Origin of the sequence: Acinetobacter sp. WU_MDCI_Abxb74, assembly GCF_025513915.1 — a bacterium.
Classification (GTDB): Bacteria; Pseudomonadota; Gammaproteobacteria; order Pseudomonadales; family Moraxellaceae; genus Acinetobacter; species Acinetobacter calcoaceticus_C.
In genome coordinates, this window is the sequence record NZ_JAHPRP010000005.1 from 60166 (window position 1) to 75287 (window position 15122).

Genomic DNA, 15122 nt, shown 5'->3' on the forward strand with positions numbered 1-15122 from the left:
ACGGTCACATGGAGTGGCCGAATCTAACTAAATATCCTCAAGGATTGGAGATTATAATGTCACAAAACTCCACACTACAGCGGGGGTTGAACACCCGTCACATTCGTTTCTTGGCATTGGGCTCAGCAATTGGAACTGGGCTTTTCTATGGTTCGGCAACTGCCATTAAAATGGCGGGGCCTTCAGTATTACTAGCGTATATTGTTGCAGGGATTGCAATTTATATTGTTATGCGTGCACTGGGTGAAATGGCTGTCCATAACCCTGTATCTGGTTCATTTAGCCATTATGCATCACAGTACATTAGTCCACTGGCAGGTTTTACCACAGGTTGGACTTATGTTTTTGAAATGGTGATTGTTGCACTTGCCGATGTCACTGCTTTTGGTATTTATATGGGGTTCTGGTACCCCGATGTGCCGAGGTGGATCTGGATTTTATCGTTAATTATGTTCTTGGGTGCCATTAATTTAATTCACGTTAAAGTCTTTGGTGAACTCGAATTCTGGTTATCCATTATAAAAGTTACCGCCATTGTTGCCATGATTTTAGGCGGTTTGGGCCTTATGTTCTATGGTTTTCAGGCTGACCATAGCAATATCGTACCGGGCATTTCAAACCTATGGATTTATGACGGTTTTATGCCGCATGGTATTGCCGGTCTGGTGGCATGTTTATCTGTAGTTGTATTTGCTTTTGGTGGTATTGAGATTATTGGCATTACAGCGGGTGAGTCGCAAGATCCGAAAACGACTTTGCCAAAAGCAATTAATGCTGTTCCGGTTCGTATTTTACTTTTTTATGTACTCACGATTTTTGTTTTGATGTCGATTTTCCCATGGAACCAAATTGGTAGCCAAGGTAGTCCATTTGTCCAGATTTTTGAAAATTTAGGCATTAAATCAGCAGCAAATATTTTAAATATTGTCGTGATTACAGCGGCTGTTTCAGCAATTAACAGTGATGTATTCGGCGCAGGCCGTATGCTTTATGGCATGGCAAACCGTGGTCAAGCACCTCGAGTTTTCCAAAAACTGTCACGTAATGGTGTGCCATGGATGACTGTTGTGGTGATGGCCGGTGTGCTATTGACGGGTGTGGTACTGAACTACCTTATTCCTGAAAATGTATTCATGATCATTGCATCAATTGCGACTTTTGCAACCGTCTGGGTTTGGCTCATGATTTTGCTTTCGCAAGTGGCAATGCGCCGTAAATTATCTACTGCTGAAATTAAGGCGCTTGATTTCCCTGTATGGGGTTGGCCATATGCACCTGCGTTCGCGATTGGTTTTATGGTGTTTATTTTAGTGATGATGGGTTATTTCCCTGATTCACGTCCTGCAATTTATGTAGGCATAACATGGCTTGTTCTATTAACTATTGCTTATCGCATATGGGTAAAACCAGACCAGAACTTGGGCAAGGAAAGTAATCCTATCCATCAAAATGTTGAGATAGAAAGCTAACAAATGAACTGCCCAATGGTTTAACTATTGGGCAGTTTTGAGGAAAGGCTCATGAAAAAACTTTGGCAAAATTGCCACATTGCGACCATGCAAAATGGGCAATACTCCTACATTGAAGATGCTGCAATTGTCACAGAAGGGTATCTCATTCAGTGGATTGGAAAACAACAACAACTTCCTACCGACACATATTCCGAAACAGTTGATTTAAATGGAGCTTGGGTTACCCCAGGGTTTATTGACTGTCATACGCATAGTGTATTTGGCGGGAACCGTAGTGTTGAGTTTGAAAAACGCTTGCAAGGTGTGAGCTATGCCGAAATTGCAGCCAGCGGTGGCGGTATTGCAAGTACCGTACGGGCAACACGTGAAGCCAGTGAAGAACAATTACTAAATTCAGCACTTAAGCGCATTCGTTGTATGCAACAAGACGGTGTAACAACCATCGAGATTAAGTCTGGTTACGGGCTCAATTACGAAAATGAACGCAAAATGCTGCGTGTGATCCGTCAAATTGGTGAAGTCTTGCCAATGACGGTAAAAAGTACTTGTTTAGCCGCGCATGCTTTACCGCCAGAGTACAAAGATCAAAGCGATGCTTATATCGACCATATCTGTACAGAAATGCTGCCTAAACTACATGCTGAAGGTTTAGTCGATGCAGTTGATGCTTTTTGTGAGCATCTGGCATTTTCACCAGCTCAAGTTGAACGTGTTTTTAAAACAGCACAGTCTTTGAATCTACCTGTTAAGCTTCATGCCGAGCAGCTCTCATCGCTAGGTGGCTCAAGCTTGGCAGCACGTTATCATGCTTTGTCGGCAGACCATTTAGAATACATGACCGAAGATGATGTCAAAGCAATGGCAGAGTCGGGTACGGTTGCTGTGTTATTGCCGGGTGCCTTTTATCTATTACGTGAAACACAATATCCACCGGTTGAAAGTCTCATTAAGCATGGCGTGCGTATTGCGCTGTCGAGCGATTTAAACCCAGGTACATCTCCAGCACTTTCTTTACGTTTAATGCTCAATATGGGAAGCACGCTATTCCGTCTTACACCTGAGCAAGCATTAGCGGGTGTCACCATTCATGCTGCACAAGCACTCGGTTTAGAGCAAACGCACGGTAGTTTAGAGCAGGGTAAAGTCGCGGATTTTGTGGCTTGGGATATTGAGCATCCATCTGAAATTGTCTACTGGCTTGGCGGAGATTTGCCTAAGCGAGTGATTCAGCATGGACAAGAAGTTATTTTTTAAACGGTGTCATATGAATCACACATTTAAATGGCAAGGTCGCCATGATGGCGAAGGTGAAGCACACCAACGCATTCATCATATTATCAACAAAACCCAACACGCAGACTTTGCGCTGATTGGTTTTAGTTCTGATGAAGGCGTGAAACGTAACAAAGGCCGAGTTGGTGCTGCCGATGCTCCAGACGCAATACGTAACCAGCTTGCCAATTTACCTATTCATCGTCCAGTCAGTATTGTCGATTTAGGTACAGTAACTTGTGAATATGGCAATTTAGAACAAGCGCAAACTGAGTTGGCTGAGCAAGTCGCAACCAGCCTACAAAATGGTTTAAAACCGATTGTACTAGGTGGTGGACATGAGGTTGCATTTGGCAGCTTTAGCGGTTTATTCCAATATGTACAAGCACATGCGCCTGAACAAAAAATAGGAATTATTAACTTCGATGCCCATTTTGATTTGCGTGAAGCAGAGCATGCAACATCTGGCACGCCTTTTTTGCAGGCAGCACGACTTTCTGAGCAACATCAAAAACAATTTAATTATTTATGTATTGGGGTAGCTAACCATGCCAATACTAAAGTTTTGTTTGATACAGCTGATGCGCTGAATTGCTCATATTTACGCGATCATGAGGTTAATATTTTTAACCTGAACAACGTACTTGCGGCGGTTGATGCTTTTATTGAGAAAGTGGACTGTTTGTACGTTACGATTGATCTAGATGTATTTGCTGCTGCGGTTGCACCGGGAGTTAGTGCGCCAGCTGTAAAAGGAATTGATTTAGCTACTTTTGAAGCAATTTTTAAGCATATTCAAGAGACTGGAAAAATTAAACTTTTAGATATTGCTGAGTGCAATCCAAAATTTGATTTAGACAATAGAACAGCAAAATTGGCAGCCTATATTGTTTATCAATATTTGTTTTCTTGAGAAACAATTTTTAATGTAGAAATTCAAAAGTGCACTGAGATCGCTCATGTGCACTTCTTTAAGTGTCTGATACATTAAAGTCAGATACGGAATATAGATAGCAACTATAAATAATTTAATTAAAAAGAAAATTAATTTATAAAATCATTGAGTTAAAAAAATACTCGATTTTTACACCATTTTATATGCTGCTTGGCACGTAATTTGTTTTGTCTTTATTTTAACCTTCGTTAAATATTTCTGGATAATTAAATGAAAAACAGAACCTTACATTTTGCTTGTATCAGTGTTTTATTTTGGATGTCTCATTCTTCTGGTGCTGCAACCCCCGAAATTAATACGAATACCATCGAAAAATCACAATCTAAACCAAATAGTAATGTCTCTGTTCGGGTGAAAGCTTTAAACCAGCTTTTACAAGAACAGTGGGAATATACTTTAAAAAATAATCCTGAAACTGCAACTATTTTAGGAGATTTACGCTACAACAATCGATGGACTGAGCTTTCAAAAAATCAGATCGAGAAAGATAAAAAAAGTACTCAAAATTTCTTAAAACGTTTTGAAGCGATTAATAGCACAGGGTTTTCAGCAACTGATCAATTAAATAAAGATTTAATAATTTATCAGTTGAAAGAGTCACTTAAAAATTATGATTTGAAACTCTATGAGATGCCTTTCAATCAAATGTGGGGACTGCATTTACAATTTCCGGGGTTTATTAGTTCGATTCCCTTTGATAATGCTAAGCAATATGAAGACTATATTGCTCGTTTAAAGCAAATCCCTCTTATTCTTGATCAGGGGATTCAGTTAGCGAAACAAGGACAAAAAGATGGCTTGATGCCACCGAAATACTTAATTGAAAAGGTGGCAAAACAGATTAATAGCATTGCAACTCCTTCAGGGAAAGACAGTGTGTTTGCTTCTCCATTAAAGCAATTTCCAAACAACATTTCGAAAGTAGAGCAAGAACGTTTAAGCCGAGAAATGCTACAGGCCATAGATCAGCATGTTCGGCCTGCTTATCAAAAACTAGGGACGTTTATTCAGAAAGATTACTTACCCCATGGACGGCAACATGAAGGTATATGGAGCTTACCAAAAGGAGATGAGCTCTATCGCTTTTATGTAGAAAATAATACGACAACGTTAGAAAGCCCTGAAAATATTCATCAGCTCGGATTAAAAGAAGTTGCTCGTATTGAAGCTGAAATGCTTAAAATTGCCAAAGCACAAGGTTTCAGCGACTTAAAAAGTTTCCAACAATCCTTAAAAACAAATCCTGCGGTTTTCCCAAAGTCTCGTGAAGAAATTTTAGAGATTTATCGAGGGTATATTGCCCAAATGCAACCAGAGTTGCCGAAGCTATTTGGTTTATTACCCAAAAATAAAGTCGAAGTTTTACCTGTAGAGCAATATCGAGAAAAAGAAGCGGCAGGTGCGGAGTATCATCAAGGAACACCTGATGGTTCACGCCCCGGACAAGTTTATGTGAATACAGGCGACTTCTCTGAACGTTCAAAAATATCAATGGAAGCTACGGCTTATCATGAGGCTATTCCCGGCCACCATATGCAAATTGATATTGCCCAAAACCTGCCAAATTTGCCGATGTTCCGAAAGCAGCCTAACCACACAGCTTATATTGAAGGATGGGCACTTTACGCAGAGCAACTGGGTAAAGATGTTGGTTTCTATAAAGACCCGCTTTCAGACTATGGAAGACTATCGAGTGAGTTATTCCGTGCTTGTCGGTTAGTGGTCGATACGGGTGTGCATTATAAGAAGTGGACTCGTCAGCAAATGATTGATTTTATGCGAGAACATTCTGCTTTAGATGAACCTGATATTCAGGCAGAAACAGATCGATATATTGCTATTCCCGCACAAGCACTAGCATACAAGATGGGGCAACTAAAAATTTTAGAGTTACGAGAGTTAGCTAAACATGAGCTCGGAGATCGTTTTGATATAAAAGCATTCCATGACATGATCTTAAATGCAGGAACCTTGCCTTTAAATATACTGGATGCCCGTATTAAAAATTGGATTAAGGAACAAAAAGCGGCAGCTTAAAATAAAATTTGAAATTTAGGTCAGGTCCTCGTTGGGCCTGATGTAAAAACCGATAGAAAACAGAATATAATAATGAAAAATATAGTTTCTTTTAGAATTTTAAATTGGAAAAATAATGAACCAGAAGAATAACCCGATTGGAATGATTGATTCTGGTTTAGGCGGGCTGTCTCTATTTAAGCACATTCGGCAGGCCCTTCCGAATGAAGACATTATCTATTTCGCTGACTCGAAATATGTCCCGTATGGAGACAAAGAAAGCGACTGGATTGTTTCACGAACCACGCATTTAATTTCAAACCTAGTTGCACAGGGTAAATGCAAAGCGATTGTGATTGCTTGTAACACCATGACGGCTGTAGCGATTGAAACGATTAGAGCACAAATTAATGTGCCACTTATTGCAATAGAACCCGCCGTAAAACCCGCAGTAGCAATCACTCAAAGTAAGCATATTGCTGTCTTGGCAACTGCCACCACGGTTAAGGGAAAAAATCTCAAGAATTTAATCGAGACTTACGCACAAAATATCAAAGTATCTTTAGTACCTTGTATTGGTTTAGCCGAAAAAATTGAAACGGGTAAAGCACATACAGCGGAAGTTAAAGATTATTTAAAAAATATTTTGGCGCCGCTGGTCGAGCAAAAAGTCGATACGATTATTTTAGGATGCACACACTATCCATTTGTCTCAAACATTATTCAGGAAATTGTAGGTCGTGATATACAAATTCTTGAGCCTTCAGAAGCAGTTACAGCGCATTTAATCCGCCAGTTAAAGAGATATCATTTAAGGTCAGAAAGTCCAAATGAAGGGAATCATATTATTTGGACCAGTTCAGATCCGTTGGAAGTTGCGGACGTTACTTTTTCTTTGTTAGGTACTCATTTACCTGTAAAAGATATCGCTATATAAATTTTATAAGGATGGTAAGAGAGCTTTCTCTTACCATCTTATGTTCTAACTCAAATTAAACTTATTTAAATTCCCAGCGCTGTTTTGGGTCATTAGATCGTTGACTAATACCTATAGATGAACCCCAGAGATGTGTAAGTACAGCATTTGGTTGGCCTTCTACAAAGATATAACCATCTTCAAATGCCCACTTAGTTTGGTACTGGCGGCCCGCTCCTTGTAAGAAAACATCGCCACTATGCCAATTAACTGGTTTTATTTCTTTACCATTGGTACTTTTTAATGCTGTTTGCAGTTGCTCAAAAGACTCATTTGACTGTAAACCTATCTGCAAAATCTTTTTGGCCGTATCTATATTTTTTTCATTCGTATGTAAATCTAGCGTTTTTCTAAGCTCTAAAAGGACTTTTACGGCTTCTTTTTTAAGATCCTGAGAATTTTTATCTTCCTTATATTCTTCATAAACTTTTCCATAAAGCTCCTGCAGGTTCTCGTTCTTCATATTTTTTAGAAGAGCATTGATATTTTGATGGCGTAAATGTAGTCGGAACTCTGACCTTGAGGTCGGATCTTTTTGATCCAAGACATGTAATTGGACAGAGGCAAGAATAATCTTATAGAGTTGTTCGTTATGCCGGGTGAAAGGATTCTCAGATAAACCTTTAATTTCAGGAATATCTAAACCTAGATACGGAGAGGATGCATATTTATGGAACCTGTGTTCGATGCTACGAATTGAGTTATGAGCCAGTACCGTATTTAAAGAGTCATTCAGCTTAGTCTCATCAAGTTTGCCAATGAGTTCAGATTTAATGGTTTCTTCGCCGTTACTATGAATAAATGTTTTTAATAAACGAACAATATCAAGACCATCACTGGTTTTTAAATGGGCTAGTGTTTCTTCATCTTGCTTTGGTAAAAGACTAAGGAAGTGTTCTAAGTCTTTGTCTAATAATTTATATGCAATCGCATTTGTCTTAACATGAGCACCGAGAACCCAACTAGAACGAATATCTTTAACTTTGTTATAAAGCATATTCCGTTTGTGACCCCAGCTGTCTGCACTACTGTCAAAATACCAAAGCTCTTCTTCTATGTTTTTAACTTTATCGTGTACCGTAAATTCACGGTCATTTGTATGAGAGTACGATAACTGACCCGTTTCACCACGTGCAGTTACGGCATCTTGCATACCATGTGTCTGACCACCATACAGACTTGAAATACATGCACCTGTTTCTTTGTTAATGATTCTAAAGTTTCCTTCGGGGAATCCATTAGCCATGATAAGTCACTCCTTATAATTAGAAAGTTTTTGTAATAGTCGAAATTTATAGTTATCAAGTAAATTTCGAAGCGTGATTTATACCATAATTTCATATGTATAAATCCGAGTGTTTTTGTTGGTTTTTGTATATAAGATATTGATTTAGATATATTTATTAGAATATCTTAATAAAAGCCAGAAACTATGCTTTAGAGCTTTATGAGCACAATAAAAAGCTCAATATACTTTTAAATCTGTACAACGTATTGACGGTCTTTTGCTTTCTTAGATAAACATTTACCTGTAAAAGCTGTAGGAAAATAAGCTCTCGAACAGATGGTAAGAGATGGGGGATAGCATCTTTGGAGTAGGGGCTTTCTATAAGTTGTTTCTATGTCTCGCTTTTTCTCATCGTATATATTTATATAAACTGTTAAATTAGAATTAACGATTAATTTGTTTTATTAACTAAATATATATAACCAAAGTTTATATTTTAAATTTAATTAAAAGTTACAAATGCAATAAGGAGGATAATATTATTTAAATATTAATAAAATTATTATATTTAAAATTTTTCATTAAAATAAATTGACGTTCTTTATTATACCGATTAATATTTCGTTGCTGGCCTACATTGCCAGTCGGTTTTAGCAGACCGTATCCTAGCGAATGGGTTATACTTTCTGAGTATTTCCCATGTGGAACCTTTGTGCCCCCTTTTTCTCTATGGTAGGGCGGAAGGGGGACGCGTTCGCGCGTGCTGGTCGCTAGGTCAGTCTGCTAACCCTCTTTCGTTCTGCCACCCTAATCAATTGACGGTGATTTGGTGGTAGGACTCCATTTTTTAAGGAGTTGGCCATGACACTATTCAAACTCATTTTCTCTCTTATTTAACTATTTTATTTATTTAAAATTTAGGTTTTTTGCGACCTGAGTTTTTATATTTATAAATAATTTTATTTTAAAATTTTAATTATTTTATTTTCCTGTATTTGTGGGAGGGTTAATTATTGTTTGAAAATATTTTAATATTTGGATGAATCATATTTTTATTTTATTTAAAGATATAAATAATCATGAGAATAATATGAAACTTCATAAATTTATATTAGTTTTAAACCTTATGGTCGGTGTTTACGGTATTACAAATGATGATGCCAATGCTCAGCAGGAATTTAAAAGAATTTGTTTGTCAGGTGAACACATGCAAGCAAGTTGCGATTGTATTTGCCAACAGCTTGCACAGGTGTATTCACCTCAAACCGTACAGCGTTTAAAACACACCAGTTTGCAAAGTCCTGTTCTCCCACAGGACTTTGCCCCTAACATGTTTAGCAGCATTCAACGCTGCGACAAAAATGAAATGGGCTAAGTTCGCTTAGCTCCTTTATCTCTGTGTCGCAATGATCTCTCAAACTTTAAATCAGCGCAAAAGTAAAAAGTCCGTTGTGACACGGGGGCCTAGGGGAGTCCTCTATTTTCTTTCACGGGAAAGGGGCTGTGTGGCCGTATGAACGCAATAAAAAAGCCCGATATGCACTTACACATATCGGGCTTAATCAATCAGTTATTAAAGCAGGTGATGCCTTAATAATGATCTTTTTTGAATTACTCTACAGTGACTGACTTCGCCAAGTTACGTGGCTGGTCAACATCTGTACCACGTAATACAGCAACGTGATAAGACAACAACTGAACTGGCACGCTATAAATAATAGGAGCTAGCCATTCATTTACTGCTGGAATATGCACAACGTGCTGACGGTCTTTTTCATTGATTCCGCTATTTTCATCAGCGAAAACGAATAATTCACCACCACGTGCCTGAACTTCTTCCATATTTGATTTGAGCTTATCAAGCATTTCATCATGTGGAGCAAGAATCACGATTGGCATTTCATTATCAACGAGTGCTAATGGACCGTGTTTTAACTCACCAGCCGCATAACCTTCTGCATGAATATATGAAATTTCTTTGAGCTTTAATGCGCCTTCCAATGCGATTGGATAATTCGTACCACGGCCTAAGAATAAGCAGTGATTTTTTTCAACGAATAATTCAGACAAACGCAAAATTTCTGGGTCATTTTTGAGGGTATCAAGAATAACTTTCGGGCTGTGCCATAGCTCACGCGTAATTTCTTCAGTAAGAGCAGGACTAATACGTTGTTTAACTTGACCAATTTTCAAGATTAACAACATAAGCGCAGCAAGCTGAGTCGTAAACGCTTTAGTTGATGCAACACCAATTTCAGGACCAGCAAGAGTCAATAAGTGATGATTAGTTTCACGAACCATTGAAGACGTTGCAACGTTACAGATCGTTAAAGTCTGAATGTCGATATTGTTTGCTTTCGCACGTTTTTGAGTTTCACGTAGCGCAGCTAATGTATCGGCTGTTTCACCTGACTGTGAAATACAAATATAAAGTGTATTTTCAACAATTACAGGGGTGCGATAACGGAATTCACTCGCGATTTCAACTTGGCAAGGCACGCCAATGAGTTGTTCAAACCAATATTTCGCAATCATTCCTGAGTGGTAACTTGTACCACAAGCGATGATTTGTACGCTTTGAATTTTATTGAAATCTGCTTCGGCATTTTTCAAGAAATCGTCACGTAAACTATTACCATCAAGTGCTTGAGAAATCGTTTGCTTGATTGCTTCTGGTTGCTCATAAATTTCTTTGAGCATGTAGTGTTTGTATTCACCTTTTGATGCATTACTTACAGTTGCATCAAGCTCTCGCACTGGACGCTCAACGCGTTCGCCGTTTACAAATACTTCAATTGAAGTACGTGTAAGACGCGCAATATCACCTTCTTCTAGGTACATAAAGCGGTTCGTCACAGGTAAAAGTGCAAGTTGGTCTGAACTAATAAAGTTTTCACCAATACCTACGCCAATCACTAAAGGAGAACCTTCACGTACAGTAATCAGTTCATCTGGATAATCGCTATGGATAATACCTAGTGCGTAAGCACCTTTAAGCTGTGGTACAACAGTTTCAACAGCTTCTAAAAGGCTATCTGTGCTTTTTAGGGCTTCAGCAACTAAGTGTGCTACAACTTCTGTATCTGTTTGAGAAGTGAAGATATAACCTAAAGCTTGTAGGTCATCTTTTAGCTCTTGATAGTTCTCAATGATACCGTTATGTACGACAGCAACCTTACCAGACATATGCGGGTGAGCATTGTTTTCAGTTGGCTTACCATGGGTCGCCCAACGTGTATGCGCAATGCCGATAGCCCCTGTAAGTTGGTGTTCAGCAACTGCATCTGCAAGATTGATGACTTTACCTACACGACGCTCACGTAAAATTTGTTGATTATTTAGTAAAGCAACACCCGCAGAATCATAACCGCGGTATTCAAGACGTTTTAAACCTTCAATTAAAATCTCGGTTACACAACGTTCTGCAACGCCTCCGACGATACCACACATACTTCAATCCTCTTATTTTTTAAGCTTTTGGGGACGTTGATAATTTGCTTTTGAAATTTGTTGCGCACGTTCAAAGGAGAGACTTTGTTCGGCTACATCTTTCGTAATCACAGAACCCGCACCAACTGTTGCGCCATTCCCAATGGTCACCGGAGCAACCAGCGAGCTATTAGAACCGATAAAAACTGCATCGCCAATAGTGGTTTTGTGTTTATTTGCACCGTCATAATTGCAAGTAATTGTACCTGCCCCAATATTTGATTCAGCACCGATTTCAGCATCACCTAAATAGGTGAAATGATTAGCTTTACTACCTAATCCGATCGATGTGTTTTTAACTTCAACAAAGTTGCCAATATGCACTTCATTTGCCAATTTCGCCCCTGGGCGTAAGCGTGCAAATGGTCCAATCTGAGCATTTTCACCTACAACTGCACCATCAAAAACGCTATAGGCTTGAACTTTAGTACCTGCTGCAATTTTAGTGTTCTTTAAAATACAACCAGCACCGATTTCTACAAAATCACCAAGCTCACATTCACCTTCAATAATAACATTGATGTCAATACGAACGTCTTGTCCAACTTTTACAGAGCCACGTAAATCAAAACGTGCAGGATCGAAGAACATTACACCTTGCTGCATGAGCTTTTTGACTTGTTCTTGCTGGAACTGGCGTTCTAAAGCTGCAAGTTGTAAGCGGTCATTAACCCCTTCAACTTCAAAAGCAAGCTCTGGTTCAACAGAGGCAACTTTTAAGCCATCTGCAATTGCCATTGCAACGATGTCAGTTAGGTAATATTCACCCTGTGCATTTTCATTTGAAAGTTTAGGCAACCACTCATGAAGTTTTGCGTTGCTAACACAGTAAATGCCTGTATTGAATTCTTTAATTTGGCGTTGTGCTTCATTTGCATCTTTATGTTCAACAATGGCTTGAATTTTGCCATCTTGGCGCACAATACGGCCATAACCTGTTGCATCATCTACAGTAAGCGTAACTAAGCCAATTCCTGTCTGAGTCGATGCATCTAATAATTTTTGCAACGTATTTGCATTAATGCATGGTACATCGCCTGATAAAATCAGTGAAACACCTTCTTTTGGGAGTACGGGTAAAGTCATTTGTACTGCATGGCCTGTACCCAGTTGTTCAGCTTGCTCAACCCATTGAACATTTTCTTGGGCAAATGTTTGTTGTACGCGGTCACCACCATGACCATAAATTGTAATAATATTTTTAGCTTGTAATTGTTTTGCTGTTTGAATGACATGCCCTAATAATGGGCGACCCGCTAAAGGTTGTAGTACTTTAGGAAGCTGAGAACGCATACGCGTTCCTTTGCCAGCAGCAAGAATAATGACGGTAGTTGACATGTATAACTCTAATGATTAAGTCAAATGGATAATAATTAGTGTACAAAGAGCAGCCCATACACCGGCAATAATATCGTCAAGCATAATACCAAAACCACCATGCACTTGACGATCAATAACACGTATAGGCCAAGGTTTCCAAACATCGAAAATTCGAAATAATATGAAGCCGACGATTACCCACATCCAGTTCATTTGTTGTAAATAAATGAGAGGAAGAAAGGTAATAGATTGCCCTGCAAATTCATCCCACACAATTCGACCATCATCGTGTACATCTATGACTTTTGCAGTTTGCCCACAGATATAAATCCCGACCAATGACATGATAATCATCGCGATTAAGCTTAAGTTAAATCCAAGCGATAACCAGATCGGAACGAAGAGTAGGGCAAAGGCAGAGCCAAAAGTACCAGGTGCTTTAGGTGCGAGACCAGATCCAAAACCAACTCCACAGAAAACAATACAGCGGTTAAACCAAGACATATCTTTAAAATGAATGGGAGGCTTATGCAAAGTGTTGGTATCCATGAATTTGCAATGGGTAATCTGCACCCAAATGCTTAAAAGTTAGTTTTGTTTGCTCAATGATCTGTCCAATCATTGTAATCTTAACGTCTAGTTGTTTTTGCAAAAGTTTTTCATAATTTTGCGGTGTTATTGTAAAACATAATTCGTAGTCATCACCACCAGCTAGAGCATATTGCCAACGCTGTTGCTCTTCGAGTTGCTGTAGTGTTGAATCAATCGGTAACTTTTCTAAAAATAATCGAGCACCGACGTGTGAGGCTTTTAAAATATGGCCTAAATCTTGGGCTAATCCATCAGAAATATCAATCATGCTAGAAGCAAGACCTTTTAGCTGTTGTCCAAGCTGGCAACGTGGTGTTGGGTAGTCTAGTCTTTGTTGTAAGGGGTGTCCTAGGTGTTGTAAACCATAGGCTGCATCTCCAACTTGGCCGCTCACACAAACATAGTCACCGACTTTTGCGCCTGAACGTAACACAGCTTGTCCGGTTTCAATCCAGCCCATGGCCGTGACGGTAATGGTGAGATGTGGACCTTGAGTCGTATCTCCACCAATGAGAGCAACACCAAATTGATTACAGCAGTCATGAATTCCCTGACTGAACCCTTCAAGCCATTCATGGTCAATGGTAGGTAAGCTTAACGCAAGTAAAATACTATGAGGTTTAGCACCCATGGCAGCAATATCTGAAAGATTGACAGCTACACTTTTCCAGCCAATTGCATGGGGAGAGGTATCAAGAGGGAAGTGACGACCAGCAACTAGTGTATCTGCACAGATCACCAATTGTTGATTTGTTGGAGGGGTGACTAAGGCTGAGTCATCTCCAATACCTAAGGTGACATCTGTATAAGATTGTCTGTTAAAGTATTGGTCAATAATAGAAAACTCAGCCATATCAACTTCAAACCTATTAGTTTGCTTGTTGTTTTTCAGCACTACGTAGTGTTGAACTTAAACGATCTAAAACGCCATTAATGTATTTATGGCTATCTGCTCCACCAAAGTGTTTGGCGAGTTCAATGGCTTCATCAAGAACTACACGATAAGGTACTTCTAAATGATCACGTAATTCATAAGCCCCTAAACGTAAGGTTGCTAGCTCTACACCATCAAGTGCATCAAGTTCGCGGTCAAGTACCGGAATCAACAATGCATCAAGATCTTCGCGCTGTGCAATCACTTGCGTTAACAGTTCGTGATAGTAGTTTAAGTCGACCTTGTGCATGGCATTTTCAGCACGGGTACGTGCTTCAATTTCGTGTACAGGGTTGTGACTCATTTGCCACTCATAAATACCTTGTACAGCAAAACGACGCGCTTTGCGTTTTGCTGCATAAACGGCTTGCAGTGTTTGAGACATGCTTTAAATTGCCTTTAATAAATTAACCATTTCAATTGCAGTTAAAGCAGCTTCGCTACCTTTATTACCTGCTTTTGTGCCTGAGCGTTCGATGGCTTGCTCAATGCTATCAGTAGTTAATACACCATTGATGACAGGCAAGCTGCTTTCTAACGCAACTACACCTAAACCTTTTGCACATTCACCAGCAACGAAGTCAAAGTGTGGTGTGCTACCACGAATAACTGCGCCAAGTGCGATGATGGCATCAAACTGGTTTGATGTAGCCAATTTTTTAGCAACAATCGGGAGTTCCCATGCGCCAGGAGCATGAATAACAGTAATGTTATCTTCATTTACGCCATGACGTTTTAATGTGTCGATTGCACCATCCAATAAGTGTTCAACAACAAAACTGTTGAAACGACCCACTAAAATCGCATAACGACCTTCGCTTGCGAGATGTAATAAACCTTCAATACGGCGAATTGCCATAGCAACCTCG

At 39.3% G+C, this 15122-nt stretch carries 12 protein-coding genes and 1 pseudogene; 6 read left to right on the forward strand and 7 right to left on the reverse strand.

The features are described from left to right. The first annotated feature begins 56 nt into the window (after positions 1-56). The 5 genes from KTH84_RS10410 to murI all read left to right on the forward strand — a co-directional run bounded on the left by KTH84_RS10410 (position 57) and on the right by murI (position 6652). Positions 57-1469, forward strand: coding sequence for an amino acid permease (locus tag KTH84_RS10410; protein ID WP_133971130.1), 1413 nt, complete (start codon positions 57-59; stop codon positions 1467-1469). A 51-nt stretch (positions 1470-1520) separates the two neighbouring features. After that, positions 1521-2726 (forward strand): imidazolonepropionase, encoded by a 1206-nt coding sequence (gene hutI, locus KTH84_RS10415; protein WP_262473061.1) that lies wholly within the window; start codon positions 1521-1523, stop codon positions 2724-2726. Between the two features lie 10 nt (positions 2727-2736). Then, positions 2737-3657 (forward strand): formimidoylglutamase, encoded by a 921-nt coding sequence (gene hutG / locus KTH84_RS10420; RefSeq protein ID WP_262473062.1) that lies wholly within the window; start codon positions 2737-2739, stop codon positions 3655-3657. A 252-nt stretch (positions 3658-3909) separates the two neighbouring features. Further along, positions 3910-5736 (forward strand): DUF885 domain-containing protein, encoded by a 1827-nt coding sequence (locus KTH84_RS10425; RefSeq protein WP_262473063.1) that lies wholly within the window; start codon positions 3910-3912, stop codon positions 5734-5736. Between the two features lie 115 nt (positions 5737-5851). Further along, positions 5852-6652, forward strand: coding sequence for a glutamate racemase (gene murI / locus KTH84_RS10430; RefSeq protein ID WP_262473064.1), 801 nt, complete (start codon positions 5852-5854; stop codon positions 6650-6652). 61 nt (positions 6653-6713) lie between these two features. Here murI and KTH84_RS10435 read toward each other — a convergent pair whose 3' ends face one another. Then, positions 6714-7937 (reverse strand): hypothetical protein, encoded by a 1224-nt coding sequence (locus tag KTH84_RS10435; RefSeq protein ID WP_262473065.1) that lies wholly within the window; start codon positions 7935-7937, stop codon positions 6714-6716. A 1072-nt stretch (positions 7938-9009) separates the two neighbouring features. On the opposite strand from KTH84_RS10435, the pseudogene KTH84_RS10440 reads away from it, so the two are divergent. Then, a pseudogene (locus KTH84_RS10440) lies at positions 9010-9304 on the forward strand (hypothetical protein). Between the two features lie 226 nt (positions 9305-9530). Here the strand turns inward: KTH84_RS10440 and glmS are convergent. Genes glmS through ribE form a run of 6 tightly spaced genes read right to left on the reverse strand, consistent with a single transcriptional unit; the run spans position 9531 to position 15112 of the window. Continuing rightward, positions 9531-11369, reverse strand: coding sequence for a glutamine--fructose-6-phosphate transaminase (isomerizing) (gene glmS, locus KTH84_RS10445; RefSeq protein WP_262473066.1), 1839 nt, complete (start codon positions 11367-11369; stop codon positions 9531-9533). Positions 11370-11381: 12 nt separating this feature from the next. Beyond that, positions 11382-12746: a bifunctional UDP-N-acetylglucosamine diphosphorylase/glucosamine-1-phosphate N-acetyltransferase GlmU gene (gene glmU, locus KTH84_RS10450; RefSeq protein WP_133971145.1), complete on the reverse strand. Its 1365-nt coding sequence runs from the start codon at positions 12744-12746 to the stop codon at positions 11382-11384. 15 nt (positions 12747-12761) lie between these two features. Beyond that, positions 12762-13277: a phosphatidylglycerophosphatase A gene (locus KTH84_RS10455; RefSeq protein ID WP_133747300.1), complete on the reverse strand. Its 516-nt coding sequence runs from the start codon at positions 13275-13277 to the stop codon at positions 12762-12764. Next, positions 13255-14172 (reverse strand): thiamine-phosphate kinase, encoded by a 918-nt coding sequence (gene thiL / locus KTH84_RS10460; RefSeq protein WP_133971149.1) that lies wholly within the window; start codon positions 14170-14172, stop codon positions 13255-13257. The genes KTH84_RS10455 and thiL overlap by 23 nt, the downstream gene beginning before the upstream one ends. Positions 14173-14188: 16 nt before the next feature. Next, positions 14189-14638, reverse strand: a complete 450-nt coding sequence (gene nusB / locus KTH84_RS10465; RefSeq protein ID WP_042895867.1) for a transcription antitermination factor NusB — start codon at positions 14636-14638, stop codon at positions 14189-14191. A 3-nt stretch (positions 14639-14641) separates the two neighbouring features. Next, positions 14642-15112 (reverse strand): 6,7-dimethyl-8-ribityllumazine synthase, encoded by a 471-nt coding sequence (ribE, locus tag KTH84_RS10470; RefSeq protein ID WP_002119264.1) that lies wholly within the window; start codon positions 15110-15112, stop codon positions 14642-14644. Between the last annotated feature and the right edge of the window lie 10 nt (positions 15113-15122).